At 64.6% G+C, this 26,744-nt stretch carries 26 protein-coding genes and 2 pseudogenes; 15 read left to right on the forward strand and 13 right to left on the reverse strand.

Annotation, left to right across the window (positions count from 1 at the left end; translation table 11 throughout):
• Nucleotides 1-5 precede the first annotated feature (5 nt).
• The 7 genes from H0P51_RS14990 (at nt 6) to H0P51_RS15020 (ending at nt 8,722) form a co-directional block, all read left to right on the forward strand.
• Entirely contained in the window at nt 6-1,313 is a 1,308-nt protein-coding gene (locus H0P51_RS14990; protein WP_180913609.1) for an MCE family protein, read from the forward strand.
• Complete coding sequence (locus H0P51_RS14995; RefSeq protein ID WP_180913610.1) at nt 1,310-2,350, forward strand: virulence factor Mce family protein; 1,041 nt, start codon at nt 1,310-1,312, stop codon at nt 2,348-2,350. The genes H0P51_RS14990 and H0P51_RS14995 overlap by 4 nt, the downstream gene beginning before the upstream one ends.
• Nucleotides 2,347-3,786 (forward strand): MCE family protein, encoded by a 1,440-nt coding sequence (locus H0P51_RS15000; protein ID WP_180913611.1) that lies wholly within the window; start codon nt 2,347-2,349, stop codon nt 3,784-3,786. Before H0P51_RS14995 ends, H0P51_RS15000 begins: the two co-directional genes overlap by 4 nt.
• Nucleotides 3,783-5,363, forward strand: a complete 1,581-nt coding sequence (locus H0P51_RS15005; RefSeq protein WP_180913612.1) for a virulence factor Mce family protein — start codon at nt 3,783-3,785, stop codon at nt 5,361-5,363. Before H0P51_RS15000 ends, H0P51_RS15005 begins: the two co-directional genes overlap by 4 nt.
• 38 nt (nt 5,364-5,401) lie before the next feature.
• Complete coding sequence (locus tag H0P51_RS15010; RefSeq protein ID WP_180918987.1) at nt 5,402-6,508, forward strand: MCE family protein; 1,107 nt, start codon at nt 5,402-5,404, stop codon at nt 6,506-6,508.
• On the forward strand, nt 6,502-8,052 hold the full coding sequence (locus tag H0P51_RS15015) for an MlaD family protein (protein WP_180913613.1): 1,551 nt from the start codon (nt 6,502-6,504) through the stop codon (nt 8,050-8,052). The genes H0P51_RS15010 and H0P51_RS15015 overlap by 7 nt, the downstream gene beginning before the upstream one ends.
• A gap of 151 nt (nt 8,053-8,203) precedes the next feature.
• Nucleotides 8,204-8,722: a type II toxin-antitoxin system prevent-host-death family antitoxin gene (locus H0P51_RS15020; RefSeq protein WP_180913614.1), complete on the forward strand. Its 519-nt coding sequence runs from the start codon at nt 8,204-8,206 to the stop codon at nt 8,720-8,722.
• A gap of 5 nt (nt 8,723-8,727) precedes the next feature.
• Here the strand turns inward: H0P51_RS15020 and H0P51_RS15025 are convergent, their stop codons facing one another.
• From H0P51_RS15025 to H0P51_RS15055, 7 genes are all read right to left on the reverse strand, one after another.
• Entirely contained in the window at nt 8,728-9,198 is a 471-nt protein-coding gene (locus H0P51_RS15025; RefSeq protein ID WP_180913615.1) for a limonene-1,2-epoxide hydrolase family protein, read from the reverse strand.
• A 220-nt stretch (nt 9,199-9,418) separates the two neighbouring features.
• Nucleotides 9,419-10,735 carry a cytochrome P450 gene (locus H0P51_RS15030; RefSeq protein WP_180913616.1) on the reverse strand — a complete coding sequence of 439 codons (1,317 nt, stop codon included), beginning with the start codon at nt 10,733-10,735 and terminating at the stop codon, nt 9,419-9,421.
• Nucleotides 10,736-10,787: 52 nt separating this feature from the next.
• The gene (locus tag H0P51_RS15035; protein WP_180913617.1) at nt 10,788-11,210 is read right to left on the reverse strand and encodes a lipoprotein LpqH; all 423 of its coding nucleotides are present in this window, start codon (nt 11,208-11,210) and stop codon (nt 10,788-10,790) included.
• 58 nt (nt 11,211-11,268) lie between these two features.
• The gene (locus H0P51_RS15040) at nt 11,269-12,114 is read right to left on the reverse strand and encodes an SDR family oxidoreductase (RefSeq protein ID WP_180913618.1); all 846 of its coding nucleotides are present in this window, start codon (nt 12,112-12,114) and stop codon (nt 11,269-11,271) included.
• Nucleotides 12,115-12,135: 21 nt separating this feature from the next.
• On the reverse strand, nt 12,136-12,600 hold the full coding sequence (locus H0P51_RS15045) for an SRPBCC family protein (protein WP_180913619.1): 465 nt from the start codon (nt 12,598-12,600) through the stop codon (nt 12,136-12,138).
• A gap of 54 nt (nt 12,601-12,654) precedes the next feature.
• Nucleotides 12,655-13,068, reverse strand: coding sequence for a transglycosylase family protein (locus H0P51_RS15050; RefSeq protein ID WP_180913620.1), 414 nt, complete (start codon nt 13,066-13,068; stop codon nt 12,655-12,657).
• A gap of 107 nt (nt 13,069-13,175) precedes the next feature.
• The gene (locus tag H0P51_RS15055) at nt 13,176-13,730 is read right to left on the reverse strand and encodes a chorismate mutase (RefSeq protein WP_246397971.1); all 555 of its coding nucleotides are present in this window, start codon (nt 13,728-13,730) and stop codon (nt 13,176-13,178) included.
• A gap of 174 nt (nt 13,731-13,904) precedes the next feature.
• Here H0P51_RS15055 and H0P51_RS15060 point away from each other — a divergent pair, with 174 nt between their 5' ends.
• Nucleotides 13,905-14,477: a hypothetical protein gene (locus tag H0P51_RS15060; RefSeq protein ID WP_180913622.1), complete on the forward strand. Its 573-nt coding sequence runs from the start codon at nt 13,905-13,907 to the stop codon at nt 14,475-14,477.
• Between the two features lie 84 nt (nt 14,478-14,561).
• On the opposite strand, the gene ag85B is transcribed toward H0P51_RS15060, so the two are convergent.
• Nucleotides 14,562-15,539, reverse strand: a complete 978-nt coding sequence (gene ag85B / locus H0P51_RS15065) for a diacylglycerol acyltransferase/mycolyltransferase Ag85B (RefSeq protein WP_180913623.1) — start codon at nt 15,537-15,539, stop codon at nt 14,562-14,564.
• A gap of 566 nt (nt 15,540-16,105) precedes the next feature.
• Between ag85B and H0P51_RS15070 the strand changes: the two genes are divergently transcribed.
• On the forward strand, nt 16,106-17,227 hold the full coding sequence (locus H0P51_RS15070) for a DUF7159 family protein (RefSeq protein ID WP_246397974.1): 1,122 nt from the start codon (nt 16,106-16,108) through the stop codon (nt 17,225-17,227).
• 17 nt (nt 17,228-17,244) lie between these two features.
• Here H0P51_RS15070 and H0P51_RS15075 read toward each other — a convergent pair whose 3' ends face one another.
• Together H0P51_RS15075 and H0P51_RS15080 are read right to left on the reverse strand one after the other, a co-directional pair.
• Nucleotides 17,245-17,805 carry a YceI family protein gene (locus H0P51_RS15075; RefSeq protein WP_246397975.1) on the reverse strand — a complete coding sequence of 187 codons (561 nt, stop codon included), beginning with the start codon at nt 17,803-17,805 and terminating at the stop codon, nt 17,245-17,247.
• A gap of 109 nt (nt 17,806-17,914) precedes the next feature.
• A complete protein-coding gene (locus H0P51_RS15080; protein WP_180913624.1) occupies nt 17,915-19,207 on the reverse strand; it encodes a cytochrome P450 in 1,293 nt (430 codons plus the stop codon).
• A 432-nt stretch (nt 19,208-19,639) separates the two neighbouring features.
• On the opposite strand from H0P51_RS15080, the gene H0P51_RS15085 reads away from it, so the two are divergent.
• The 3 genes from H0P51_RS15085 (at nt 19,640) to H0P51_RS15095 (ending at nt 20,642) form a co-directional block, all read left to right on the forward strand.
• Nucleotides 19,640-20,047, forward strand: a complete 408-nt coding sequence (locus H0P51_RS15085) for a hypothetical protein (protein WP_180913625.1) — start codon at nt 19,640-19,642, stop codon at nt 20,045-20,047.
• Nucleotides 20,048-20,066: 19 nt separating this feature from the next.
• A complete protein-coding gene (locus tag H0P51_RS15090; protein ID WP_180913626.1) occupies nt 20,067-20,354 on the forward strand; it encodes a hypothetical protein in 288 nt (95 codons plus the stop codon).
• Nucleotides 20,355-20,423: 69 nt separating this feature from the next.
• Entirely contained in the window at nt 20,424-20,642 is a 219-nt protein-coding gene (locus tag H0P51_RS15095) for an Rv1893 family protein (protein ID WP_180913627.1), read from the forward strand.
• A 22-nt stretch (nt 20,643-20,664) separates the two neighbouring features.
• Here H0P51_RS15095 and H0P51_RS15100 read toward each other — a convergent pair whose 3' ends face one another.
• Nucleotides 20,665-21,795, reverse strand: a complete 1,131-nt coding sequence (locus H0P51_RS15100; protein ID WP_180913628.1) for a nitronate monooxygenase — start codon at nt 21,793-21,795, stop codon at nt 20,665-20,667.
• 237 nt (nt 21,796-22,032) lie between these two features.
• Here H0P51_RS15100 and H0P51_RS15105 point away from each other — a divergent pair, with 237 nt between their 5' ends.
• Both H0P51_RS15105 and H0P51_RS15110 read left to right on the forward strand, forming a co-directional pair.
• Nucleotides 22,033-23,985: a flavin-containing monooxygenase gene (locus H0P51_RS15105; RefSeq protein ID WP_180913629.1), complete on the forward strand. Its 1,953-nt coding sequence runs from the start codon at nt 22,033-22,035 to the stop codon at nt 23,983-23,985.
• Between the two features lie 5 nt (nt 23,986-23,990).
• Nucleotides 23,991-25,105: pseudogene (locus H0P51_RS15110) on the forward strand (alcohol dehydrogenase catalytic domain-containing protein).
• On the opposite strand, the pseudogene H0P51_RS15115 reads toward H0P51_RS15110, so the two are convergent.
• Together H0P51_RS15115 and dtd are read right to left on the reverse strand one after the other, a co-directional pair.
• Nucleotides 25,019-25,924, reverse strand: a pseudogene (locus tag H0P51_RS15115) (SAM-dependent methyltransferase); the annotation flags it as partial. The pseudogenes H0P51_RS15110 and H0P51_RS15115 overlap by 87 nt on opposite strands.
• Nucleotides 25,925-25,940: 16 nt before the next feature.
• Nucleotides 25,941-26,372 carry a D-aminoacyl-tRNA deacylase gene (dtd, locus tag H0P51_RS15120; protein WP_180913632.1) on the reverse strand — a complete coding sequence of 144 codons (432 nt, stop codon included), beginning with the start codon at nt 26,370-26,372 and terminating at the stop codon, nt 25,941-25,943.
• Nucleotides 26,373-26,427: 55 nt separating this feature from the next.
• Here dtd and H0P51_RS15125 point away from each other — a divergent pair, with 55 nt between their 5' ends.
• On the forward strand, nt 26,428-26,733 hold the full coding sequence (locus tag H0P51_RS15125) for an MTH1187 family thiamine-binding protein (RefSeq protein WP_180913633.1): 306 nt from the start codon (nt 26,428-26,430) through the stop codon (nt 26,731-26,733).
• The last annotated feature ends 11 nt before the right edge of the window (nt 26,734-26,744 follow it).

Raw genomic sequence — 26,744 nt, forward strand, 5'->3', positions numbered from 1 at the left:
CCGACATGACCAATCCGGTGAAGGAAAATCCGCCTCGAATACCGCCTTACAAGACGGCTGCCGTGGTGTTCCTGTTGGTCTTCGCGGCGGTGCTGGGGTTCGTATGGTTCCAGTTCCGCGGCCGGCTCACTTCGAAAACGCCCTTGACGCTGCTGGCTCCGCGGGCAGGCCTGGTGATGGATCCGGGGTCGAAGGTCACCTATAACGGCGTGGAAATCGGTCGGGTGGCCAGCATTTCGGAGGTGCAGCGGGACGGCGTGCCGGTCGCAAAGTTCGTGTTGGACGTGAATCCGGACTACATCAGGTTGATCCCGGCCAATGTGGACGCGAACATCCGGGCCACCACCGTGTTTGGCAACAAATACGTGTCCCTGACCTCGCCGAGAGACCCTATGCCGCAGCGCATCACACCGGAACACGTGATCGACGCCCGATCGGTAACGACCGAGTTCAACACGTTGTTCGAGACACTCACGTCGATCGCGGAGAAGGTGGATCCGGTCAAACTGAACCTGACGTTGGCGGCGGCCGCGCAGGCACTGACCGGACTGGGGGAGAAGTTCGGCCAGTCGATCGTCAACGCCAACGCCATCCTCGACGACGTCAATCCGCGAATGCCGCGGATCCGCCGTGACATTCAGCAATTCGCAATGCTGGCCGACACCTACGCTGATGCCGCTCCGCATCTGCTCGAGGCGCTGAACCACGCGGTTGTCACGGCGCGCACGCTGCACCGCCAAGAAGCCGAACTCGATGCCGCGTTGCTGTCGGCCGCCGGGTTAGGCAACACCGGCGAAGACATCTTCGCCCGCGGCGGGCCCTATCTGCAGCGGGGACTGGCGGATCTCGTGCCAACTGCGCAGCTCCTAAACACCTACAGTCCCGAATTCTTTTGCACCATACGCAATTACCACGATGCCGAACCCGCGGCCTACCAGACGACCGGCGGTGGCAACGGTTACGGGCTGAAGACCATGACCGAACTGACGTCGGGGCTGGGCGGCATCCTGACGCTGCCGGGACTGACCGGAGCGGTCCTCAGCCAGGGGCTGCTTGGACTTGCTGGCGTGGTGGGCGGCGCGCCCAATCCTTATGTGTACCCGGACAATCTGCCACGGGTGAACGCTCGCGGCGGCCCGGGCGGAGCGCCGGGATGTTGGCAACCCATCACGCACGATCTGTGGCCGGCGCCAAGTCTGGTGGTCGACACCGGCGCCAGCCTCGCACCATACAACCACTTGGACACCGGATCCCCGTACGCACTCGAGTACGTCTGGGGCCGTCAGGTCGGGGACAACACGATCAACCCATGAAGATAACCGCCAGCGCGATCAAGCTCAGCATCGTCTCACTGGTGCTGTTCCTCATCACGGCGTCAATTGTCGTGGTGTTCGGGCAGATGCGCTTCAACAGTACCAACAGCTATACCGCGGAGTTCAGCAATGGCAGCGGCCTGCGCGACGGGCAGTTCGTGCGCGCGTCCGGGGTGGAGGTCGGCAAGGTCAAGGCCGTCCGCCTCATCGACGGCGGCAGCCGCGTCCTGGTGGATTTCGATGTCAACCGCTCAATATCGCTGTATCAGTCGACCACCGCGCAGATCCGCTATCTGGATCTGCTCGGAAACCGGTTCGTGGAGCTCAAGCGCGGCGAGGGCGACGGCGCTGACCGGGTGCTGCCGGCCGGCGGTTTCATCCCGCTGTCCCGGACCTCTCCGGCACTGGACCTCGACGCCTTGATCGGCGGATTCAAACCGCTGTTCCGGGCGCTCGAACCGAACAAGGTCAATACGATCGCGACGGCGATTATTACCGTGTTCCAGGGGCAGGGCGGCACTATCAACGACGTCCTCGACCAGACCGCACGATTGACCGCGCACATCGCCGAACGTGATCAAGCGATCGGCGAGGTGGTCAAGAATCTGAACATCGTGCTGGACACCACGGTTCGGCATCGCCAGGAGTTCGACGGCGTCATCGACAATTTCGAAAGATTGATCACCGGCTTGAGCAATCACGCCGACCCACTGTCCACCGGCGTAGCGCAGCTCAGCGAGGCCGTTGGCACGGTCGCCGACCTGCTCTCGGACAATCGAGCGTTGCTGCACAAGGAGATCGGCTACCTGCAGGCGCTGCAGCAGCCGATCCTCGATCAGCGCGAACAGCTCAACGATCTGATCCACAAGACCCCCACTGCCCTCAACCTGATCGGTCGCAGCATCGGCCTCTACGGAGACTGGGTCAACTTCTATCTCTGCGACCTGCAGATCAGGTGGAACGGATTGCAGGCGGGTGGCCCGGTCCGCACCGTCAAGATTTGGCAGCAGCCCACCGGCAGGTGCACGCCGCAATGAGAACCCTCAAAGAGTTCAACCGCTACCGCGTCGGCCTGATGGGCATCGCCGTGCTGGTGCTGGTTGTTGCCGTCGGCCAGAGCTTCACCAGCGTCCCAATGATGTTCGCCACGCCCGCCTACTATGGACAGTTCACCGACACCGGCCAGCTGAGCAAGAACGACAAGGTACGTATCACCGGAGTCAATGTGGGCACCGTGCAGGGACTCGACATCGACGGCGACCTCGTCCGGATCAAGTTTTCGATCGGCGCCAACACCATCGGCACCGAGAGCCGGCTCACCATCAAGACCGACACCATCCTGGGTAAGAAGGTGCTTGAGATCGAGCCCCGGGGAAAGCGGACGTTGCAGCCGGGGGGAGTGTTGCCCTTGGGCCAAACCACCACTCCCTATCAGCTCTACGACGCGGCCTTCGATGTCACCAACGCCGCCACCGGCTGGGACATCGACGCTGTCAAGCAATCGCTGAACGTGTTGTCGGAGACCATCAATCAGACCTACCCGCATCTCAGCGCCGCCCTGGACGGGGTGGCCCGGTTCTCCGACACGGTCGGCCAGCGCGACGAACAGATCAAGCACCTGCTCGCTCAGGCCAACCAGGTCGCCAGCGTGCTAGGTGACCGCAGCCAGCAGGTCGAACGGTTGTTGGTCAACACCAAGACGCTGCTGGCGGCGTTCAACGAACGCGGACGGGCGATCGACGCCCTGCTGCACAACATCACCGCATTCTCGGCTCAGGTGCAGGGGTTCATCAACGACAACCCAAACCTGAATTCCGTGCTGGAGCAGTTGCACGGGATCAGCGACCTGCTGGTGGCACGCAAGGACGACCTGGCCCTAACCCTCACGTACGTAAGCCAATTCGCTGCATCGCTGGGGGAATCTGTCGCGTCGGGACCGTACTTCAAGATCGTCCTGTCCAACTTGCTGCCGCACTGGATGCTGCAGCCGTTCGTCGACGCCGCGTTCAAGAAGCGGGGAGTCGACCCCGAAGAGTTCTGGCGCGACGCTGGGCTGCCGGCATTCCGCTTCCCGGACCCGAACGGCACCCGGTTCCCCAACGGCGCACCGCCGCCCGCGCCTGCGGTGTTGGAAGGCACCCCCGAGCATCCGGGACCGGCCGTCCCCCCCGGGACACCCTGTTCCTACACCCCGGCCGCGGACTCACTGCCCAGGCCCTGGAACCCGCTACCCTGCGCGGGCACCGACCTCGGCCCCTTCGGTGGCAATTTCCCAGCGCCGCTGGACGTTCAAACGTCACCGGCGGTCCCCAACGGCGTGCCACCCACGCCGGGAATCTCGATCGCCGGGCGACCTGGCGAGCCGCCGCCCGATGTCCCCGGTACGCCGGTACCGCTGCCGCCGAACGCGCCGCCGGGAGCCCGGGTCGAGGCGCCCCAACCCGTCGGCCCAACGAGAGGTGACCAGAATTGAGCGCCTTCGGTTTTCGCAACCTGTGGCTGCGCAGGTCCGTCGCGACGCTGGTCGCCGCGCTGGCCCTGGTCGCCGGATTCTTCGGCTGGCAGACCTACCAGCAGTTGACGAACAACACCGTCGTCGCCTACCTGCCGTCGGCGATCGGGCTGTACTCGGGCGACAAGGTCCAGATCATGGGCGTGCGGGTCGGATCGATCGACACCATCGAGCCGGCCGGCGACAAGATGAAAGTCACCTTCCACTACAAGAACAAGTACAAGGTCCCCGCCAACGCGTCCGCCGTGGTGGTGAACCCCACCCTGGTGGCGTCACGAAGCATCCAGCTGGAGCCGCCTTACAAAGGCGGCCCGGTGCTGGCCGATCACGCGGTCATCCCGCTCTCGCGCACCCAGGTGCCCACCGAGTGGGACCAGCTTCGTGAGAGCGTCGCGCACATCATCGACAAACTCGGTCCGACGCCCCAGCAGCCCACCGGCCCATTCGGTGAACTCATCGAGTCGTTCGCCAACGGGCTAGCCGGTAAAGGCGAACAGATCAACACCACGCTGAACAGCCTGTCGCAAGCGCTGACCGCGCTCAACGAAGGCCGCGGCGACTTTTTCGCGGTAGTGCGCAGCCTGGCACGTTTCGTCAACGCCCTGCATAAGGACGACCAGCAGTTCGTCGCGTTAAATACCAGCCTGGCTCGCTTCACCGACAAGTTGACCGGATCTGATCACGACCTCGCCAACGCGATCCAGCAATTCGACGGCCTGCTCGCCACGCTGCGCCCATTCCTGGCCAAGAACCGCGAAGTCCTGGCACGTGATATCGGCAACCTCGACACCCTGACCACCACCTTGGTCCAACCCGAGCCGCTCAATGGGCTAGAAACCGCCCTGCACGTGCTGCCGACCCTGGAGACCAATCTCAGCCAGATCTACCACCCGTCGCACGGCGCAGTCATGTCCATCCCGGCGATTCCGAATTTCGCGAACCCAATGCAGTTCATGTGCAGCATGATTCAGGCAGGCAGCCGGTTGGGCTATCAAGACTCCGCCGAGCTTTGTGCGCAATATCTGGCGCCGATTCTCGACGCGATCAAGTTCAACTATCTTCCGTTCGGACTGAACCTGTTCAGCACCGCCGAGGTGCTACCGAAACACGTTGCGTACTCCGAGCCCCGCCTGCAACCGCCAAACGGTTATAAGGACACGACGGTGCCGGGCATCTGGGTGCCGGATGGCCCGCTGTCCCACCGCAACACCAGCCCGGGCTGGGTGGTTGCCCCGGGCATGCAGGGTGTGCAGGTGGGTCCGGTCACCGCGGGACTGCTCACTCCAGAATCGCTGGCCGAACTGATGGGCGCGGCGGATATCGCACCACCGGCTTCGGGTCTGCAGACGCCACCCGGCCCGCCCAATGCCTACGACGAGTACCCTGCTTCGCCTCCGATCGGCCTGCAAGCGGCGGCGCCGATTCCGCCGCCGCCACCGGCGTCGGGTGTGCTGCCGGGACCCGTTGCGCCGACACCCGCCCCGGTTGGACCGGCACTGCCCGCGGAGGCGGTCACATCGAACGGACCGGCCTCGTGAGAGGCGCACGGGCCGTGCGGAAGCTGGCGTGGATCGGGATGGCGATGGCGCTCACGTCGTGCGCGAATTGGCAGGGCATCGCGAACGTGGCAATGCCCGGCGGCCCCGGCAGCGGGCCCGGCTCCTACTCCGTCTATGTGCAACTGGCCGACACGCTTGCCCTTAACACAAACAGCCGGGTGCGGGTGGCCGACGTCTTCGTCGGAACGGTGCGCTCGATCGACCTGAAGAACTGGGTCGCCACGCTGACCCTTCAGCTGGACGGAAATGTGAAGTTGCCCAGGAACGCCACCGCCAAGATCGGGCAGACCAGCCTGCTGGGATCTCAGCATCTGGAGTTGGCGGCGCCACTGGACCCCTCTCCGGAGCCGTTGCGGCCGAACGACACTATCCCGCTGAGGAACTCGTCGACGTACCCCACCACCGAGCAGACCCTGGCCAGTCTGGCGATGATCCTGCGCGGCGGCGGTGTCCCCAACGTCGAGGTGGTGCAGAATGAGGTCTACAACGTCCTGAACGGCCGGGCTGGTCAGATTCGAGACTTCCTCGGCAAGCTGGACACATTCACCGCCCGACTGGACGAACAACGCGAAGACATCACCCGTGCAATCGATTCCACCAATCGACTGCTGGGCTACGTGGGTCGTCGGGCGGCCGTCGTGGATCACGTTCTCACCGAGTTCCCACCGTTGCTCAAGCATTTCGCCGAAAAGCAGAACCTGTTGATCAATGCGGTCGACGCGACGGGACGACTCGGGCGGGTCGCCAACCAGCACCTGTCCGCCGCGCAGAGCGACTTCCACCAGGATCTGCTGTCGATGCAGTGTCCGCTACGCGAACTTGGCCGCGCCGCACCGTATTTGATTCGGGCCCTGAAGTTGATGCTGGTCCGGCCGTTCGACGTCGACGCCGTGCTCAAGTCGTTCCGCGGCGACTACTTCAATCTGTCGTTGACGCTCGACTTGACCTTGAGCGCCGTGGACAACGCCGTGCTGACCGGCACTGGCTTCTCCGGGGCGCTGCGCGCCCTCGAACAATCGTGGGGCCGCGACCCAGAAACGATGATTCCCGATGTCCGATACACGCCCAATCCCAACGATGTTCCTGGCGGACCGCTGGTCGAGCGGGCGGACATGCAATGCTGACCCGCTTCATCTGGCGCCAGTTGTTCATGTTCACGATGCTGAGCGCGATCACCGCGGTGGCGCTGGGCTGGTACTACCTCCAGATTCCCACCGCGGTCGGGATCGGCCAGTACACGCTCAAGGCGAACCTGCCGATCTCGGGCGGGCTGTACCGGACGTCCAACGTGACGTATCGCGGTGAAACCATCGGCAAGGTGACCTCCGTCGAGCCGACCGAACGGGGTGCGCTGGTGACCATGAGCATCTCCGACCGCTACCGGATCCCGATCGACGCGTCGGCGAACGTGCATTCGGTATCGGCAGTCGGCGAGCAGTATCTGGATCTGGTGTCGGAAACCGGTGTGCACGAATACTTCTCACCCGGACAGACCATCAGCAAGGGCACCGTACCCACCGAGATCGGACCCGCGCTGGATGCCGCCAATCGCGGGCTGGCTGCGCTACCCAAAGAAAAGATTGCGCTGCTCCTCGACGAGACAGCGCAGGCCGTCGGCGGGCTGGGTCCCGCGCTGCAACGCCTGGTCGACGCCACCCAGGCCATCGCTAGCGACTTGCAGGCCAACCTCTCCGACGTCGATGACATCATCGAGAACTCCGCGCCCATCATCGACAGCCAGGTCACGTCCCGCGATGCGATCGATCGGTGGGCGGACAACCTGGACGTCCTGGCCGCGCAGAGTGCGGAAAACGATCAACACGTGCAGAGCATCCTGGCCCAGGCGGCGCCGACGGCCGATCAGGTCAACGCGGTGTTCGACGACGTTCGCGAGTCGCTACCGCGGACGCTGGCCAACCTTGAGATCGTGCTGGACATGCTCAAGCGCTACCACAAAGGCGTCGAGCAACTGCTGGTGTCTTATCCGCAGGGCGCCGCCGAAGGGCAGACGGTCACGTCGGCTTTCCCTGGCTACGCCGCGCTGGGCACCTCGCTGACAATCAACCAACCCCCACCCTGTCTGACCGGCTTTCTGCCGGCGTCCCAGTGGCGGTCTCCGGCGGACACCAGCCTGGCGCCGATGCCGTCCGGAATCTATTGCAAGATCCCGCAAGACACTCCGGCCAACGCAGTGCGGGGCGCGCGCAACCTGCCGTGTGTCGACGTCCCCGGCAAGCGCGCCGCCACGCCGCGGGAGTGCCGCGACCCTAATCCGTATGTCCCGGCAGGAACCAATCCCTGGTACGGCGACCCGAACCAGATCCTGACCTGCCCGGCACCGGCGGCGCGGTGCGACCAACCAGTGAAGCCTGGTCAGGTGGTGCCGGCGCCGTCGGTCAACAACGGGCTCAACCCGGCGCCGGCCGACCGCGTACCTGGCACGCCTCCGCCGGTCAGTGACCCGTTGACTCGACCCGGGACGGGCAGCGTGGCCTGCAATGGGCAGCAACCCAACCCGTGTGCCTACACGCCCGGTGGGCTTCCGGCGTCGGTGTACCTCCCGCAGAGCGGTGAGCTGATCGGCCCGGATGGGGTCCGATACTCCGTCGGCGACTCGATCGGAATTGGCGACGACGGTTGGAAATTCATGTTGGCACCGCGACCATGAACCACGCGGTACCGCACTGACGGCGTGATGACTGCGCGGCGGCATGCACCTGTGCAGCTTCCCGACATGCGGGTCTTGGTCCGCGCGCCACAAAACACGCCCCGCGAAACCTCTGCCACACTTTGACACTGACCGCACGTACAGTCATATAATGGTCCTGCTGCGGATGGTGTGGCGGACGTCACCGCAGGAACGGAGCGAAATGCCGGAAGTGATTGGCCTGGGCCAACTTCGGAGTGATGCGTGCACCTATCTCGACCGAGTCCGGGCCGGTGAAGCATTTGACGTCATCCGCCGCGGCAGGCTGGTGGCCAGCATCGTGCCGGTCGGAGAGCGGAGAGTAGCTCCGATCCCGACGCAAAGCACCGCAGCAGCGAACCGAGGTGGGTGGGTCCGGCTGGCCGAATTGCGGACCCGCGCCGGGCAGTGCTTCGATCGTGTCGCAGGCGGGGAGACCCTCTACGTCGTTCGCGGCGGCAAGATCCTGGCGCAGATCAAGCCAGCCGGCGATGCACCGCAGCAACCCGTCCCGGCGGATGCCGGAGGGCGGGTTGCGCTGCACGAGCTGAGAAGTCGGCCCGGACGCTACTTGGACCAGGTGGCCGCGGGGCAGAGCATCGAGGTCAGCCGCGGCGGCAAGGTAGTCGCACGAATCGTGTCAGTGGCGTAGCCGGGTCAGACCAACTCGGATGCGTCGAAAATCCACGAGTTGTCGCCGCCGGCCAGCCTTTCGAAGTGCTGTGGTGGCGCGAAACCGACCAGACTATTCATGTCCCAATAGTCCTTCCAGACGGTGATCTTGCCGTCGACCACCTTGTGCACTGTGACAAAGCGCAGCACACCTTGCTCACCACTCTTGAAAGTCCAGGTCTCCGAGTGCTCGTAGATGACATCAGCGCCGTTGGACACCAGCACCCCGTCGTGGTTCTCATAACCCGCGAGGTCTTCCAGACCGAGTTTGAGCCGCGTCACGATGTCCTGCGGGCCGCGCGCCGATGCAGCTGGTATGGGCATGTCGACATAAAGGCAGTCCTCGGACAGGAACGTCTTGATCGCATCCCAGTCCCGCCGGGAGAGTGCCCGCCACATCCCGGTGACGACATCTGCTTCGGAGCTGGACACTGTCGGCGCGGAAACCTCTGTCATGGGGCCAATTAACCGGGCCGGCGGTCGAGTGTCAACCACAGCTCGGCGGCGCATACTCGCCAGACTGCCCGGTTTGCGACACTTCCTCGCCGAGGAGATCGCCACCGATCACGTCGACGGCCCGCTGACCAGGCGCGAGGCACTTTGTCGACTGACGTTGCTGGCGGGTCCGAGCGAACAGTTGCAGCACACCACCCTTGGAGCTAGCTGCCGCATAAATCTACGAAGAAATCAGCGAGTACGCCGGTCGAAGAGTCACCGGTAGCGTCGACCAGCCGCGCAGCACCCGCGTGCTGCGGCGGGTCCCCGACCCGGCGGCGGTTGCCTCGGGGAAGCGGTCGAAGAAGGTCCGTAGCCCGACCTCGCCTTCGGCACGAGCAAGTGCCGCTCCCAAACAGAAGTGGCGCCCGTTGGAGAAGGCGAGATGCTTTCCCGCATTGCGGCGTTCGATGTCGAAACGGTGCGGATCGGCGAACACCGACGGGTCGTGGTTGGCGGCAGCCAGGTAGACCAGAACCACGTCACCGCGCTCGATCTGCCGGCCTGCCAACTCGATGTCCCGGCGGGCGATCCGCGCGGTGAGCTGAACCGGTGAGTCCAGCCGCAGGATCTCCTCGACCGCGTTTGGCCACAACTCCGGACGAGCCCGCAGCTTCGCCAGCTGCGGCGGGTGGTCCAGCAGCATCCGGATTCCGTTGCTGAGCAGATTCACCGTGGTCTCGAAACCGGCTACCAAGACCAGCCCGGCCACCGCCTGGAGTTCAGTTTCGTCAAGATAGGTGTCCGGGCTGCCGCTTTCGGCGGTGCGGATCAACTGACTCATCAGGTCGTCGCCAGGGGCGCGCCGCAGTTGGCCGAGGTGTTGCACAAGCCACGCGTTGAAGCCCGCGATGCCGCGCTGCACCTGCTGGTACTGCCGCCAGGGCAACCCAACATCCAAACTGGGGGCGGCCAACTCACCGAACTCCAGCACGCGCCGGCGGTCGTACTCGGGCACGCCAAGGATGTCGCTGATGACGGTGATGGGCAGCTGCGAGCAATACCGCCCCACCACATCGACCGCGTCGAATCCCTCGCTGAGTTGGTCCAGCAGACCGGTCGCGGTGTGCTCGACCCGATCGCGCAACGCGGCCACCGCCCGGGAGGTGAACACCGCCGAGACGGTCTTGCGGTAGCGCGTGTGATCGGGCGGCTCGACAGCCAACAAGGACGGCGGTCGCAACGGATGCAACATGTCGTCGCGGGCGCGCTTTTCGAGCCAGCGCAACGGCGCCGGCAAACTGTCGCCGAACGAGATCACCTGGAAGTCGTCCGACCGCAGCAGCTCGTGGCAGAGGCGATGGTCGACCGTCATGTAACTCGCGCGGCTACGCACCAACGGGCCGCGGCTGCGGATTTCGTCGTAGAACGGCACCGGGTCCTCGTACACCGCCGGATCGGCGATCAACCGTGCCTGGAAGTCGCCGCGTCGGGCAGCGTACTTGGCGAACCCACGGACAACGCCGTGCATTGCGAACCAGTGCAGTCTGGCCTTCACCTTCACTCCCGAGATCGATCCGAGTGTGTCGTCGCCTAGCGTAGGCGCCTTATCAGCACTCGGCACTGATCTTGAAGTCGGTAGTCACCACCTTGTTGGGGTTGGCGCTATTGATCCCGGACGCACTGCCGGCGATGGTGTAGGCACCGTTGGCGAGGTCGACGTGTGCATCGCCGACCCCGCCCTCGTAGTAGCTGCCGGTGAAACCGTCGACGTCGCGGATTTTCACGAACTGGGGCATGACTCGGTCGCCGCTCATCAGTACCACCGCCTGGATCTGGCCGTCGTGGTCTCGGATGTCGATCGTGCGGTAACCCTGGATCTGGCTGCATGCGGGCGGGCGCGCAGTGTGCGTGCTTCCGTCGATGGTCACGTGTGCGCCCTTTCGGGGCACCGTCTGGGTATCGGCACACCCGGAAACAGCGCCGGCAAAAGTCAAGATGAGTCCCGCCGTCGCGACCAACCGCTTCTGCACCAGCCACCTCCGTGTCAGACCTGAGCGCCGCCCGCAGCAGGACTCATTGCAGGGAACATTATTGCCGCTTCGCGTCGGGCCCCGGCAGTGCTTTCCGGATCAGACCTCGAACCAGTTCGGGGCTGACAGCCTTGAGCCGGTCAATCCAGACGATGCTGCCGGGCACGTACCAATGCAGCCGTCGCGGGTGGTGATAGGCCCGCCAGGCCACCTCGGCGACGCTGGATGCGGGCATCAGCCGGAACATCCCCTTCTTTGGCGCGTTGGCACGAAGCTCGTCGCGCGACATCGGTGGTGCTGCGTTATCGGAGCCGCCGTCGCCGGAGTGCTGGGGCGTCGAGGTCAGGATCGCGGTGTCGATCAACCCGGGCAGCACGTCGGCGACCCGAACGTCGTGGCGCTGCCATTCCGCGCTCAGCGCCTCGGTCAGGCCCTTTACTGCGTGCTTGGTCGCCGAGTAGACGGCTATACGCGGCATGCCGTAAGTGCCCGAGGACGACGACGTCGAGAACATCAGGCTGCCCGGAACCTTCTTCAGATAGGGGAGTGCCCCGTAGGCTCCCGTCAGCACTGCCTTGAAGTTCACGTCGACGACGCGCATCGCGGCTTCGTAGGGAACGTCCTCGAACCAGCCGCCCTCACCGATGCCGGCGTTGTTCCACATCATGTCGAGTCCGCCGCCGGCGTTTCCGGAACAGAAGTCGGCTAACGCCGCGTCGAGCGCGGGCTTGTCCGTGACGTCGACGACCCGAGTCCACAGTCCCGGACCCAGCTCGAGGCTCAACGCGGCCAGCCCCTCGTCGTTGCGATCCACGGCGCCGACGCGCCAGCCTTTTGCGTGGAACAGCTTGACGCCTTCACGGCCCATCCCGCTGCCTGCGCCCGTAATGAATATCGACTTCATCAATCTGATCTCCGCTGTCCCTTAACCGGTTTCGACAACGCCTTTGATGCGCTGCAGCGTCTTCGTCATGTCACGGATGTTCCGGCGCTTACGCAAAAAGCCTCCGAACACCATGTAGACGTTGTTCAACGGCGACGCCGCGAGCCGAAAGGACTCGGTCACGTCCGTGCCGCTGCCATCCGGGCCGGTTGGCAGCAGTCGGTAGTGCCAGTTGTTGACCGCCCGGTCGCCGATCAACACAGCAAATCCGAATTCCCGGCCCGGCTCGCACGCCGTCACCTTGCAGGTGGTCCAGTAGACCGGGCCGATCTCGTTGCGCCGAACGTGGCCACGGAATCTCGCGCCGAGTTCCGGGCCGGCCGCTCCATCAAGCCATTCGGCTTCGAAGGTCTCCGGGGAGAAGCGTCCGGTATTTCTGATATCGGCGATTAATTCCCAGATCTTGTCCGCCGGTGCGGCCATATGCACCGTTACTGAACCCTCCATACGGGGATCCAATCACGTTACGTGTAACGAAACGAGGCTAGCCCTCGATAATAATTATCTGGGTGTGAAAATCCCGATGATCGAAGTCAGCGTCTGCTGCAGTTGCAGGGCCGGGTTGGGGACTCCCCCGTTCGCCGGGGTCATCCCGCCCGCTCGGGAACACTTGGGCCAGGCGCCCGGGCCCTGGCCGGCCAGCACCCGGTTGGCGACGGCTATTTGTTGCTGCTTAGAGGCTTGCGCCGGATTTCCGACGCCACCATATTCCTCCCAAGTCGCTTGCTTGAATTGCAGTCCGCCATAGGCGCCGTTGCCGGTGTTAGCTGCCCAGTTGCCACCGGATTCACATTGCGCGACGGCTTCCCAGTTCATGGAGTCGGCGCTGGCCACTGCGGTTCCCAGTGACATCCATGCGGCGCAGAAACCCGCGGCCACGACCGCCTTGAGGGGGGGCTTCACGATGTGCGTCATGACCGGCATTTCGCCGGGCGTGTTCAATCCGTTACCCGCCGGAAAAAATTATGAGATCAGTTATCCACCACTTTGAGATTGGCGCAAACGGCGGTTGTGCGGCTCGGTCAGGCTGGCTGTGCGGGCTGGCAGTAGGACCGGGTGGCGGCCGTCAGAGCACGTCGATAGAGGTCGTCGAAGTGGCGTTGCTGCATCACCAGCATGCTGGCGAGGGCGAGTTCGGTGGCACATGCGGGGGAGTGCAGCAAACTCCAGTTGAGAGATATGTGAGACAAAATCTTAGTGTTCAGGTCGTCGATCGCCGCCCTTGAGGTGGCCAAGTCTGCCGGTGGCGGCGGCGCGCTCGCGGGCATGAATTTCCAGGCGGCGAACCGGGTGTACTCGATGGCCTCCGTCGCGCTGATCTGGTCGGCGAAGGCCGCGGCGACGTAGTCCGGGTCGATCTGCTCGGACGCGGCCTCCTGGCGCAGGGTGGCGAGTTCGTGCTCGACACGCGCCGGATCCTCGACCGCGCCGTGGGTGTTCCATTTGAACGCGGCCACCGGTTCGGCAATCTGTAGCCGCTGTGCAGCCGCGTCGACCAGCGGCAGCAACGGCCCACCTGGCTCAGCCCGCGCCGGTGGCGCCGCCACCGTTGCCAACAACAGGGCTAGGGTCGCCAACCGGAATTTCAACGGCTCAGCTCCCGTCCAGCCAGATGTTCCGCGCGGTGTCCGCGGCAGCTACCGCCAGTCCACGCAGCAATTCTGGCATCTCGCCGACGCTCGCCGAAGACCCAGCGTCCGGACGCCGGGGCGCCAGTCGGCGTGCATGGTCACTGAGAGAAAGATGGTGTCATGCGGACAGATTGGCTGCGCTCGCGCCAGGCCCGGCTGCTGATCGCGGCCTCGCTGGTGGTCTCGCTGTTGCTGGGCGGAGCATTCCTGGCGTTCGACCAACTCCACTCCACACCGGCCGACGCAATCCGGCCGTCCGACAACCCCGCGACCGACCAACAGAGCCGTGATCAAGCCGTCGGCGCCGCCAGGAACATCGTCGCTGTCGCCAGCCTGCATCCGACGACCGCCGGTTATCTACTCATGTCGTGCCGGGACAGCCACAGCGCTCCGTACCAGGGGGCCGTCTATCTAACGTTCGCGGTGCCCGCCGAGACCCGAGCCGATACCTACCTGCCGGTTGTCGCGGCTCAGCTAGCCGCCGACGGATGGGCCGAGGGCCTGCCGCCGGCCAACCATGCCTTCGGCCGGACCCTCACCAAGAACGCCGTCACCGCGGTTATCTACCGCCACGACGACGACACCCGGCTGGGCGTGCTGCGCCTCTACGGGGAGTGCCGCAACATGAGCGACCATCGCGCTGACGCGACGGCCTGGATTGACATCACCGACCAGTTCGGCTCTACCGGCTGAAACCAGCGATGGCTGCCCCCAAACAGCGCTACTGCGCTTGACAGGAAGCCCGTCAAGCGCAGTAGCGGCTTGTTGCGAGGTCGGTCAGTGTGCGCCCAAGGCGCCCTGCAGGTCACCCTTCATGGCTTGCAGCTGCTGGCCCCAGTACTCCCAGCTGTGCGTCCCGTCGTTCTGGAAGTTGAACACCGCGTTGTGCCCGCCGGCGCCGGTGTAGGCGTCCTGGAACTTGATGTTGCTGCTGCGGACGAAGTTCTCCAGGAACTCGGCCGGCATGTTGGCGCCACCCAGCTCGTTCGGCTTGCCGTTACCGCAGTACACCCACAGCCGGGTGTTGTTGCCGACCAACAGCGGGATCTGCTGGGTCGGGTCGTTGCGCTGCCACGCCGGGTCACTGGACGGACCCCACATGTCGGAGGCCTTGTAGCCGCCGGCGTCACCCATTGCCAGGCCGATCAGCGACGGTCCCATGCCCGAAGACGGGTCCAGCAACGCCGACAGCGAGCCGGCGTAGACGAACTGCGCGGGGTGGTAGGCGGCGAGAATCATTGCCGAAGAGCCGGCCATCGAAATGCCGACTGCGGCGCTGCCGGTCGGCTTAACCGACTTCTGGCTCTGCAAGTAAGAGGGCAGCTCGCTGGTCAGGAACGTCTCCCACTTGTAGGTGGAGCAGCCCGCCTTGCCGCAGGCCGGGTTGTACCAGTCGCTGTAGAAGCTGGACTGGCCGCCCACCGGCATGACGACGGACAGACCGGACTGGTAGTACCACTCGAACGCCGGGGTGTTGATGTCCCAGCCGTTGTAGTCGTCCTGGGCGCGCAGGCCGTCGAGTAGATACACCGCAGGTGAATTGTCGCCGCCGCTCTGGAACTGCACCTTGATGTTGCGTCCCATCCCCGCCGACGGCACCTGCAGGTACTCGACTGGCAGACCCGGCCGCGAGAATGCTCCCGCGCTCGGTGCACCACCGGCGAGGCCGATCAGGCCCGGCAGGGTCGCGGCCGCAGCCGCACCGACCAGGAGTCGGCGACCCCAGGCCCGTATCTTCCCGCTCACCTCTGTCATAACCAGTGCCCCTTGTCCTTATGTCTTTTGCTCCCGGCAGAACTTACCGCGTGAATAGGCCGTATGTCGATTCGGACGCAAACACATTTCAGTTCCATATCGGTTACCGTCGCGGATACAGCAACTGTGTTAGTGGCGGCTCCACGTTGGTTGACCGCATTCGTTATAGCCCCGTCCCGACACGCCCGGGCGAGACACACGCCGCCACGTTATCCACGCGTTATGGACTTGGAATCGGAGCGAGTCGGGAGCGTCAGAAGCAATTGGCGCGGCATCACCACTCCCGCTGGACCATTACATCCGGGAGAGTTCAGCAACCTGCTGCGGAATAACTGAGCCGCGCATACCGGATTCTTGGCGGTAACAGGCGATGTTGAAGCCTTTCCAGGCGCTTTCCAGACCGAGGAAACCGAACTCGCGCGGACCGCGTAGGCTCGCTGCGAGCAAGCAGACTGCGGACACGCTATCTCGGGCCGTCTCATACTTTGCCGCGCCGCACCCGCCCCTTGGTGCCGGTCATATCGCGAAGAGTGCGCCACGCCCGAGAACGATTGAGGTGCGAAACTTTGGATACGGTACTTGGGCTGTCAGTGACTCCGACCACCTTCGGGTGGGTCCTTGCTGAAGGGCATGACGCCGACGGCGCAATTCTTGGCCACCGCGAGCTGCAAGTACAAGACGGCCGGCACGAAGGCCACGGCGTGCGGGCAATCAGCACCGCCGAGCAGGTGGCGGCCGAAGTGCTGCGTGCCCGGGACATCGCGACCGCTAGTGACCACCGGTTGCACGTGGTCGGCGTGACGTGGACCGACGAGGCGGCGGCCCAGGCCGCATTACTGCAGGAGGCGCTAGCCGATGCCGGTTTCGACAACGTAGTGCCGGTCCGCCTGCTGGACGCAGTCGAGACGTTGGCCAAAGCCATCGCACCGGTAATCGGATACCAGCAGACCGCGGTCTGCATTCTCGAGCACGAGTGGGCGACCGTTGTAATGGTCGACACCCACGATGGAGAGACGCAGACCGCCGTCAAGCATGTCCGCGGCGGCTTCGACGGCTTGTCGTCCTGGCTGTCTGGCATGTTCGACCGCAACACCTGGCGGCCGGCGGGCGTGGTCGTGGTCGGCGCCGAGGAAGACGTCAGCGACTTCTCCTGGCAGCTGGAGAAGGTGCTGCCGGTTCCTGTTTTCGCACAGACCATGGCGCAGGTGACAGTGGCGCGGGGCGCCGCGCTGACAGCGGCGCAGAGCACCGAATTCACCGACGCCGAATTGGTGGCCCTGGTGGACGGGGATGAGGAGCCAGTCGCTGCCGCGCCCGCGCGCTCGCGCCGCCAGTATGCCGGTGCGGCCACCACGCTGACTGCGGCCGCAGTGGCTTTCGTTGCGTCGGTCTCCGCGGCCGTGGGTCTTGCGCTGTCGCCGGGCAACGGGTCCGGCGCCGGACAGCACGTCGGGCACGAGCCCAAGCCGCCGGTCGCCGAAGCCGTGGCGTCACCCGCCGCGCCGACGTCCCGCCCTCCGGCGCCGGTGCATCTCACCGGCGGTGCACAGGTCGACGAATCCGTGCCAGGCGGACAGCCGAACCGCGCTGCGCCTGTCCCGGAACCCGCCGCCGGTCCGTATCAGCTCAGCGGAGCGATCGAGCAGCTTCCCGATGCGATCGCAGAACCCAGCCGTCCGCCCGAATAACGGCCGTCAGCGCGTGATCACCGGCCTTTTTGCCGGACAGCGTGGAACGACACCGTGACCTCGTCGGTGACCTGTAGGGAGCCCATGAACATCGAATACGGTTTGACGCCGTAATCTGTTTGGCGCACTACGGATTCGGCGTACAGTCGCCACGAGTCGCCGAGATCCTCGGTGCGCAGGTCGACTTGGTGGGCACGGGATTTTCCGGCTATCTGCAGTGTTCCGGTCAGGCGATAGCCCAGGTCGGTCGACTCGATGGCGTCGGAGGCGAAATGGATCCGAGGAAATCGATTGGCGGCCAACGATTTCAATGCATTGGTACGCACAATGGCTTTTTCTGGACCGGACAGGCTCTTGACGCCACCCTCGCCGCGAAGCACCTCGAACGAGTCGACCTCGACCAGCAACTCAGCCGCATCGGGTTGGTCATCAACCCAGTCCACCTCCGCCCGCCACTTCGTCATTGCGATGGTGAGGCGGTGACCCATCCGCGCTGCGCGCCCCGTGACTCCGGTGCGCAGGAGCAACTCGCCGTCGGCGGCATCGAACAGCCAGGACCCATTGTTGTTAGCAGCCACGGCCGAACTGTACTCGGGCCGCTGTCACATCGTCAGGACGGCGCGAGAGCGCGCTACGCCCTGATCCCGCTCCGCGGCTGAGCCGGGTTAAACCAATTGGATGCGGATATTAGTGCGCCACAGGGCATTTCGCCCCACTCTCGGTATGGTAGTCGACCTGCCAGTGCTTGATTCCGTTGAGCCATCCCGAGCGCAACCGCTCGGGTGTCCCTACCGATTCCAGGTTGGGCATAGCGTCGGCAATCGCGTTGAACATGAGGTCGATCGTCATTCGCGCCAGATTGGCCCCGATGCAGTAGTGCGCACCAGTGCCGCCGAATCCGACGTGCGGGTTGGGGTCCCGCAGAATGTTGAAGCTGAACGGGTCGTCGAACACCTCTTCGTCGAAGTTCGCCGATCGGTAGACCATCACCACCCGCTGACCCTTCTTGATCTGCACCCCGGAGAGTTCGTAGTCCTGTAGCGCGGTGCGCTGGAACGAGGTCACCGGCGTAGCCCAACGGACTATTTCGTCGGCCGTCGTCGCCGGACGCTCCCGCTTGTACAGCTCCCACTGGTCAGGAAAATCGGTGAAGGCCATCATGCCCTGGGTGATCGAGTTGCGGGTGGTCTCGTTGCCGGCGACTGCGAGCAGGATGACAAAGAAGCCGAACTCGTCGTCGGACAGCTTGTGGCCGTCGACGTCGGCCTGGACCAGTTTGGTGACGATGTCTTCGCCGGGGTTCTGAGCCCGATCGGCGGCCATCTGCATGGCGTACATGATCAGCTCCATTGACGCCGTGATGGCGTCGTTGCTTTCGAACTCCGGGTCCTGGTCGCCGACCATTTGATTGGACCAGTGGAAGAGCTTCATCCGATCTTCTTGGGGGACCCCGAGCAACCCGGCGATGGCCTGCAGCGGAAGCTCACAGGACACCTGCTCAACGAAGTCGCCGGCGCCTTGCGCTGCGGCCTGTTCGACGATGCGGCGGGCCCGCTCGTTGAGGTCGTCGCGCAACCGCTCGACGGCCCGGGGCGTGAAGCCGCGCGAGATGATCTTTCGCAGCCGAGTGTGGTGCGGGGCGTCCTGATTGAGCAGAACGAACTTTCCCCGATCGACCTGCTCTTGAACGGTGCCGTCTTTGTACCGGGGCAGCGCCGTTTTCTCGAGGCTGGAGAATACGTCGCTGCGCCGGGAAATCTCTTTGACGTCCTTGTGTTTGGTGACGACCCAGAAGCCGCCGTCATCGAAGCCACCGACTCCATAGGGCTGTTCGTTCCACCAGATCGGGGCGGTGCGACGCAGCTCGGCGAGTTCTTCGACGGGCAAGCGCTGGGCGTGGATATCGGGGTCGGTGAAATCGAATCCGGGCGGCAGGTTCGGCGTGACTTGCACTGCGGCTGCTGGCTGCGTCGTTGACAAGGCCCACTCCTTTGTAGTCCCAGGGGTTGTCTGGTGCCAATACTCCATTGCTACACCGCCATTGGGAAGCACCGGAGCAAAAACGGGGCCACGCCAAATTAAAGCCAAATTTAAGACGTGCAGTTCAGCGCCACTGGCGGCGGCAGCGGCCACGGCGGCGCCGTGCAACGACACCCAACCCGTCACACTCTCGCGCAGCAAACTCCAATCCTCTCCCCTGGGGAGGCACCGGCCGGCCGTCGACGACCTCGAACTGTTCGACGTACCCGCTTGCATCTGCACTTAACGGGGTCTCTGATCGCCGCAACGAGATGTCCCGCTTTCTCGCTGGCGCAGATTGGCAAAGTGAACCGCGCGGCAAGATGCGACCTTGTGGCGTCCGCGGCAATCGTTATGCTCTTTCATGAAGACCGGTGCCGAGAAGGGAACTTGATGATTCGCGAACTGCTCACCGCCACCGCGGTCACGGGTGCGGCGGTCGGACTGGCACCGCTGGCCGGTGCCGACAACGGACGCTGGGAAGGCGACGTGCCGGGAATGAACTACGACGCGTCGTTGGGCGCACCGTGCGACAACTACGAGCGCTTCATCTTCGGGCGCGGCCCCAGCGGTCAAGCCGAAGCTTGCCACTTCCCGCCGCCGAACCAGTTCCCTGCGGCCGAGACGGGGTACTGGGTGATCTCCTACCCGTTGCGCGGTGTCCAGCAGATCGGCGCGCCGTGCCCGGGGCCGAAGGTCGCGGCGCAGTCGCCGGCCGGCCTGCCCATGCTGTGCCTCGGCGCTCAGGGCTGGCAGGAGGGCTGGTTCACCGGGGCAGGATTCTTCCCGCCCGAGCCCTGACCGTTCCCGCCTGGCGACGATGAGCACCGCACCCGAGAGGACCCCAGTCCCGCGGTGGCTGCGCTTCGTCCTGGCTTCGGATCGCGCCGGCTCCGCGTGGTACATCGGGTGCGGTTTCTTCTTCGCACCCGCGCTGGCCGTAGTGTCGCCGTGGCCGACGGTCACCACGGTGCTGTGGTGGTTGATCGGGCTGGCAGGATTGTGGCTCGGTCTGCTTGGAATTGCGATGGCCGCAGGGCTCGCGCGAATCTTGCGGTCCGGCGCCGAGATTCCGGAGGATTACTGGCGAACTCTGGTCGACTACTGACCTTCGTCACTCGTCAGGCGAATTCTCCGGCTCTACAGTCAGATCATCCTCAACGAATAGGAGATTCCCATGGCTTTCGACCCCAAGGATGCCGTCGACGCGGTTCGCGACATTGCCGTGAATGCGGTCGAAAAATCCGCGGACATCGTCGAGAACGTCACCGCGATCATCAAAGGTGATGTTGCCGGTGGCGCCAGCGGCATCGTTCAGAGCTCAGTGGACATCGCCACCGACGCGGTCGACCGGGTGAAAGAGGTTTTCACCGACAAGGACGACGAACTCGATTGACGCGTGGCGAACCGCGCCGCCGTCAGGCGCCGGCGGCGGCGTTGAGTTCGTCGAGCTTGGTTGTCGCCTCGAGGTACTCCTGAACCCAGCGCTCGATCACGGCCGAGGTCTTCTCCACCTTGGTGAACTGGCCGACGACCTGCCCGACCGGATTGAAGGCCACGTCGACGGACTCGTTCGGATACCGGTTGGTGGCACGCACCGCCATGCCGGAGACCATGTACTGCAGCGGCATTCCGAGCGGCTTCGGGTTGTCCGGCTGTTCCCAAGCCTCGGTCCAGTCGTTGCGCAGCATGCGCGCCGGCTTGCCGGTGAATGACCGACTGCGCACGGTGTCGCGGCTACCCGCCTTGACGTAGGCCGCCTGCTGGACCGGGGTGTTGGAGGATTCTTCGACCATCAGCCACTGCGAGCCGGTCCAGGCGCCCTGGCAACCCAGCGCCAGCGCCGCCGCGATCTGTTGGCCGCTGCCGATGCCGCCCGCGCCGAGCACGGGCACCGGTGCGACTTCCTTGACGACCTGCGGCCACAGCACGATCGAGCCGACCTCGCCGCAGTGCCCCCCGGCCTCGCCGCCCTGCGCGATGATGATGTCCACGCCGGCGTCGGCATGCTTGCGCGCTTGCGAGGGAGAACCGCACAGGGCGGCGACCTTGAGGCCCGCGTCGTGGATGTGCTTGATCATCTCAGCCGGCGGGGTACCGAGTGCGTTGGCGATCATCTTCACCTTCGGGTGCTTCAACGCGACCTCGACCTGCGGGGTGGCGGTCGCCTCGGTCCATCCGAGCAGCTGCAGGCTGTCGCCGTCGCTGTCCTCTACCGGGACCCCGTGGTCGGCGAGGATCTTCTTGCCGAAGTCCAGGTGTTCCTGGGGCACCATCTTGCGCAACGTGTCGGCCAGCTCCTCGGCCGACAGGTGCGAATCCATACCCTCGTATTTGTTCGGGATGACGATGTCGACGCCGTAAGGATGGTCGCCGATGTTCTCGTCGATCCAGTTGAGTTCGATCTCGAGCTGCTCGGGTGTGAAGCCGACCGCTCCCAGCACGCCGAAGCCACCGGCCCTACTGACCGCGACCACGACATCGCGGCAGTGAGTGAAGGCGAAGATCGGGAACTCGATGCCGAGTTCATCGCAAATCGCGGTATGCATGCCTGCTCCTAGAAAGCTTGACCGAAGCTGAGGAATTGGAACGTGTTCTAGTTTAATACGGCTGGATGCGGCGAGGCCAGCCAGGTCTCGCGCCTGCCAACTAACGCCCTTCACCAGATGACCCTGCGGCCACCGCCATGCTGCTCTTGATCCGTTACAGGGCCGCGAGGTAGCGTAATCCCGCAATTACGAAACGTAGAGTAGCGTAATTTGAATCCACGGAAAGGACCCGCCTCGATGCGCAGCCGCTACGCCGGGAAGCCCTTCACCACCTCCACCACGGAGATCGCCGCCGCACTCGAAGACGTCAGCATCCCGACGCTACTGCTGTCGCTAGTACACATCACCGGAGATCCGCGCTTCATTCGCGACTTCAAGCAGCTCGGCGTGTTTCTAAACGAGGTCCAGGGATTCATGTCCGAGGAGGACAAGGCCCGTGCCCGCGCCGAGGCGCTGCCGGTGATTGTCGACTACCGCGATCGCGGTTGCCCAGAGCCCGAGCCGCTGAGCGATGACCTGATCCGGGAAATGATGGACTGGACGGCGTGCGAGCACGTTCCCGACGACTATCTGCTGCTGGCCCGCGAAGAGATGGACCTCGAGGGCGTTGACCCGCGCCACCCTGTCGCCCTGCCGCCGGATAGCATGGCCGAATTCCCGGTCGTCGTGATCGGGTGCGGCGAATCGGGCATTTTGGCCGGAATCCGGTTGAGACAAGCCAACATTCCATTCACAATTGTCGAGAAGAACGCCGGACCCGGCGGAACCTGGTGGGAAAACAGCTATCCTGGCGCCCGGGTCGACGTGGCAAATCACTTCTACTGCTACAGCTTCGAACCCAACAACGACTGGACGCACTACTTCGCCGAACAGCCTGAGCTTCGGGACTACTTCACCAAGGTGATGCAGAAGCACGACCTGGCGCCGCACACAAGGTGGAAGACCGAGGTCCTCGGGGCCGAGTGGGACGACGAATCCGACAGCTGGACAGTTCGATTGCGCACGGCCGACGGCGCGGACGACACGTTACGGGCACGCGCGGTGATCACCGCGGTAGGCCAGTTGAACCGGCCGCTGCTTCCCGACATCGAGGGCGCCGATACCTTCGAGGGGCCGTCGTTCCACTCAGCGGCCTGGGACCATTCCGTCGACTTGGCCGGCAAGCGCGTCGCGCTTGTTGGCGCCGGCGCCAGCGGGTTCCAAATCGCACCGGCGATCGCCAACCAGGTCGAGCATCTGACGGTGTTCCAGCGCACCGCACAGTGGATGTTCCCCAACACGATGTACCACGACGAGGTTCCCGCCGGCGTGCGCTGGGCGATGGACCACCTACCTTGCTACGGAAGGTGGTACCGGTTCCTGCTGCTATGGCCGGGCGCCGACAAAGGTCTGGACGCCGCCCAAGGCGACCCGCACTATATAGATCCCGATGGCCGGCAGGACTATGCGGTCAGCGACATCAATGCCGCCGCCCGGATGATGTTCAGCCAGTGGATCACTAGTCAGGTACCGGAAGGCCCGAACTCCGATGAGCTGCTGGCCAAGGTGCTGCCCAACTATCCGGCTACCGGTAAGCGCACTCTGCAGGACAACGGCAGCTGGCTGAAGACGTTGCAACGGGACGACGTCGAACTGGTGCGCACACCGATCCAGCGGATGACTCCGCGCGGCATCGTCACCGAGGACGGCGTTACACACGAGGTGGACATCATCGTCTACGCCACCGGATTCCGCCACACCGATGTACTGTGGCCGCTGAAGATAAAGGGCCGCAACGGAATCGACCTGCGCAAACTGTGGGGTAGCCGGCCATACGCTTACCTGGGCATCACCGTCCCGGGCTTTCCGAACCTGTTCCTGCTCTACGGGCCAGGCACCCACCTGGCCCACGGCGGCAGCCTGATCTTTCAATCCGAACTTCAGATGCGCTACGTCAACCTGTGCCTGCAGCACATGGCCGAACGAAACATCGCCGCCGTAGAGCCCACCGCTGAGGCCGCCACCGATTGGCATCGGCGCACCCAGACCGAGATCAAGAAGATGGTGTGGTCGCACCCCGCGGTCGAGCACTCCTACTTCAAGAACGCCGACGGCGAGATCCACACCGTCAGCCCGTGGCGCCTCAACCAGTACTGGGCCGCGGTACGCGAACCAGATTGGTCCAATTTCGTTGTGACAAAAGGAAAGTGAGCGCAATGCGTACGGTAGTCGTGGAAGGCCCGGCCAACATCCGGGTGGACACCCGGCCAGATCCCGTGCTGACCGGCCCGGACGGGGTGATCATCGCAGTGAGCGCCGCCGGCATCTGCGGCTCCGACCTGCACTTCTACGAGGGCGACTATCCGATGGCCGAGCCGATCGCCTTGGGCCACGAAGCCGTCGGCACGGTGGTTGAAGCCGGTCCCGATGTCCGCACCGTCAAGGTCGGTGACGAGGTGATGGTGTCGTCAGTTGCCGGTTGCGGATCATGCCCGGGGTGCGCCACCAACGACCCGGTGATGTGCCACTCGGGCTTGAACATCTTCGGCGGCGGGGTACTGCCCGGCGCTCAGACCGACCTGCTCGCCGTGCACGCAGCCGATTTCCAGGCCCGCAAGATTCCCGAGGGCATCACCACCGAACAAGCGCTGTTGCTCACCGACAACCTGGCCACCGGCTGGGCCGCCGCACAACGCGCCCACATCCCCTACGGTGGCACCGTCGCAGTGATCGGCTTGGGCGCGGTCGGCCTCTGTGCGTTACGCAGCGCGTTCGCACACGGTGCGGCAACGGTTTTCGCAGTGGACCGGGTACCGGGCCGACTGCAGCGGGCCGCCGACTGGGGCGCCACCCCGATCGAGCCGCCAGCCGTCGAGGCAATCTTGTCCGCCACCGGCGGCCGCGGCGCCGACGCGGTCATCGACGCCGTCGCCACCGATGCCTCGCTGACCGACGCGCTGTTCGCGGTGCGGCCGGGCGGTACCGTCTCCGTAGTCGGTGTGCATGACCTGCAACCGTTTCCGTTCCCGGCACTTGGCTGCCTGATCCGCAGCATCACGGTGCGCTGGACCACCGCGCCGGTGCAGCGCACCTGGCCCGAACTCATCCCGCTGCTGCAGTCGGGCCGGTTGGACGTCGACGGCATCTTCACCCGCACACTGCCGCTAGCCGATGCGGCGGCAGCCTATGCGACGGCCGCGTCACGTTCTGGCGAAGACGTCAAGATCCTCTTGCGGCCTTAACTTTTCGTCGCGGTGACGTATTGCGAGTGCATGAAAGCGTCGAGCTGGACATCGGTTTGCGACGGGGTCAGCCCGTAGCGCTGCTGTAGCTCCGGGTTGGTGCGCGTCGGTTCGACGGCCCAGCCGTGCCGGCTCAGCCATGCGGCGGGGTCGACGGGGTCGGCATAGGTGAGAGCGGAGAAGTCGACCTCACCGGACATGGTGACACCCGGGTGGGTCTTTTCCAATTCCGCCAGCCGATCCCGGTCCAGGCAAGACCCTAGCGCGCCAGTTGAAATCCGGCTGCCCGCTGCGCACAATTCGTCGATTCGCGTGAACAGCGCCTGTTGGGCACCACCGTTGAGATAGGGCAGCAGACCCTCCACCGACCAGGCGCTGGGCTGCCGCGGATCGAAGCCGGCCGCGCTCAACGCGGCCGCCCAATCGGCGCGCAAATCGGCGGCCACCTCGATTCGCCTGGCGGCCGGCACCACCCCCCGATCGGAAAGCACCCGCGTTTTGAACTCCAGCACTTTCGGTAGGTCGACCTCGAAAACTGTTGTGCCAGAGATCCATTGCAGCCGATATGCGCGTGAGTCCAGGCCTGCGGCGACGATTACCGCCTGTCGGATTCCGGCGTTGCCGGCGGCGGCGAAGAACTCGTCGAAGAATCGGGTCTGTACGCCGTAGAGCCGGGGAAAGGTCGTCTCGTCGTGCGAGGTCCCCGGGTTGGCCAACAAACCGGTGAGATAGGGGTCGGCGGACGCCTCGATGAACAGGGCGGCGAAGTCGTCGGCAACCAGCGGTTGCGCGCTTAGCGCGTGCAGCGCACGCCAGCCCGCCACCAACAGGGCGGTGTAGCCGACACCGCTGGCGATGTCCCACTGGTCGTCGTCGGAACGTAGCGAGCCGAATTTGGGTGACGTCATAGGGGCGAAGGTACTTTCACAGCTCGAGCAATACCGTCACCGGCCCGTCATTAACCAGCTCAACCTGCATGTGGGCCCCGAACACCCCGGTTTCCACAATTGCGCCCAGCTGCACAAGAGCGTCGGCGAAGCTCGCCACCAACGGCTCTGCAACCGTACCGGGGGCCGCGGCGTTCCACGACGGGCGCCGGCCCTTTGCAGTGTCGGCGTAGAGAGTGAATTGACTGATCACCAGAATAGGTGCGTCAACGTCGGCTGCGGATTTCTCGTCGGACAGGATGCGCAGGTTCCAGAGCTTCTCGGCCAGCCGCCGCGCCTGGTCGGGTCCGTCGTTGTGGGTGACACCGACCAGAGCCAGCAGGCCCTGCCGGCCGGGTTGGATCGCACCAACGACCTTGCCGTCCACCGAGACCGACGCCGATGTGACTCGCTGCACCAGAACCCGCATGGGCTCCGATGGTGCCATCTGGACCGTTGAGACCGATGCTGGGTACCCTCCCCAGATGTCTGTCTTGGTCGCTTTTTCGGTAACTCCGCTGGGCGTGGGGGAGGGTGTTGGCGAGATCGTCGCCGAAGCGGTTCGGGTAGTCCGTGCTTCGGGGCTACCCAACAAGACGGACTCGATGTTTACCGTGATCGAAGGCGACAGCTGGGACGAGGTGATGTCGGTGGTGCAGCGTGCGGTGGGGGCTGTCGCCGCCCGGGCACCGCGAGTCAGCACCGTTATCAAGGCGGACTGGCGAACCGGGGTCAACGACGCGATGACACGGAAGGTCGAGTCCGTCGAGCGGTATCTCGCCGACGATTAGCGCCGATTGAA

Source organism: Mycobacterium vicinigordonae (assembly GCF_013466425.1).
Taxonomy (GTDB): Bacteria; Actinomycetota; Actinomycetes; order Mycobacteriales; family Mycobacteriaceae; genus Mycobacterium; species Mycobacterium vicinigordonae.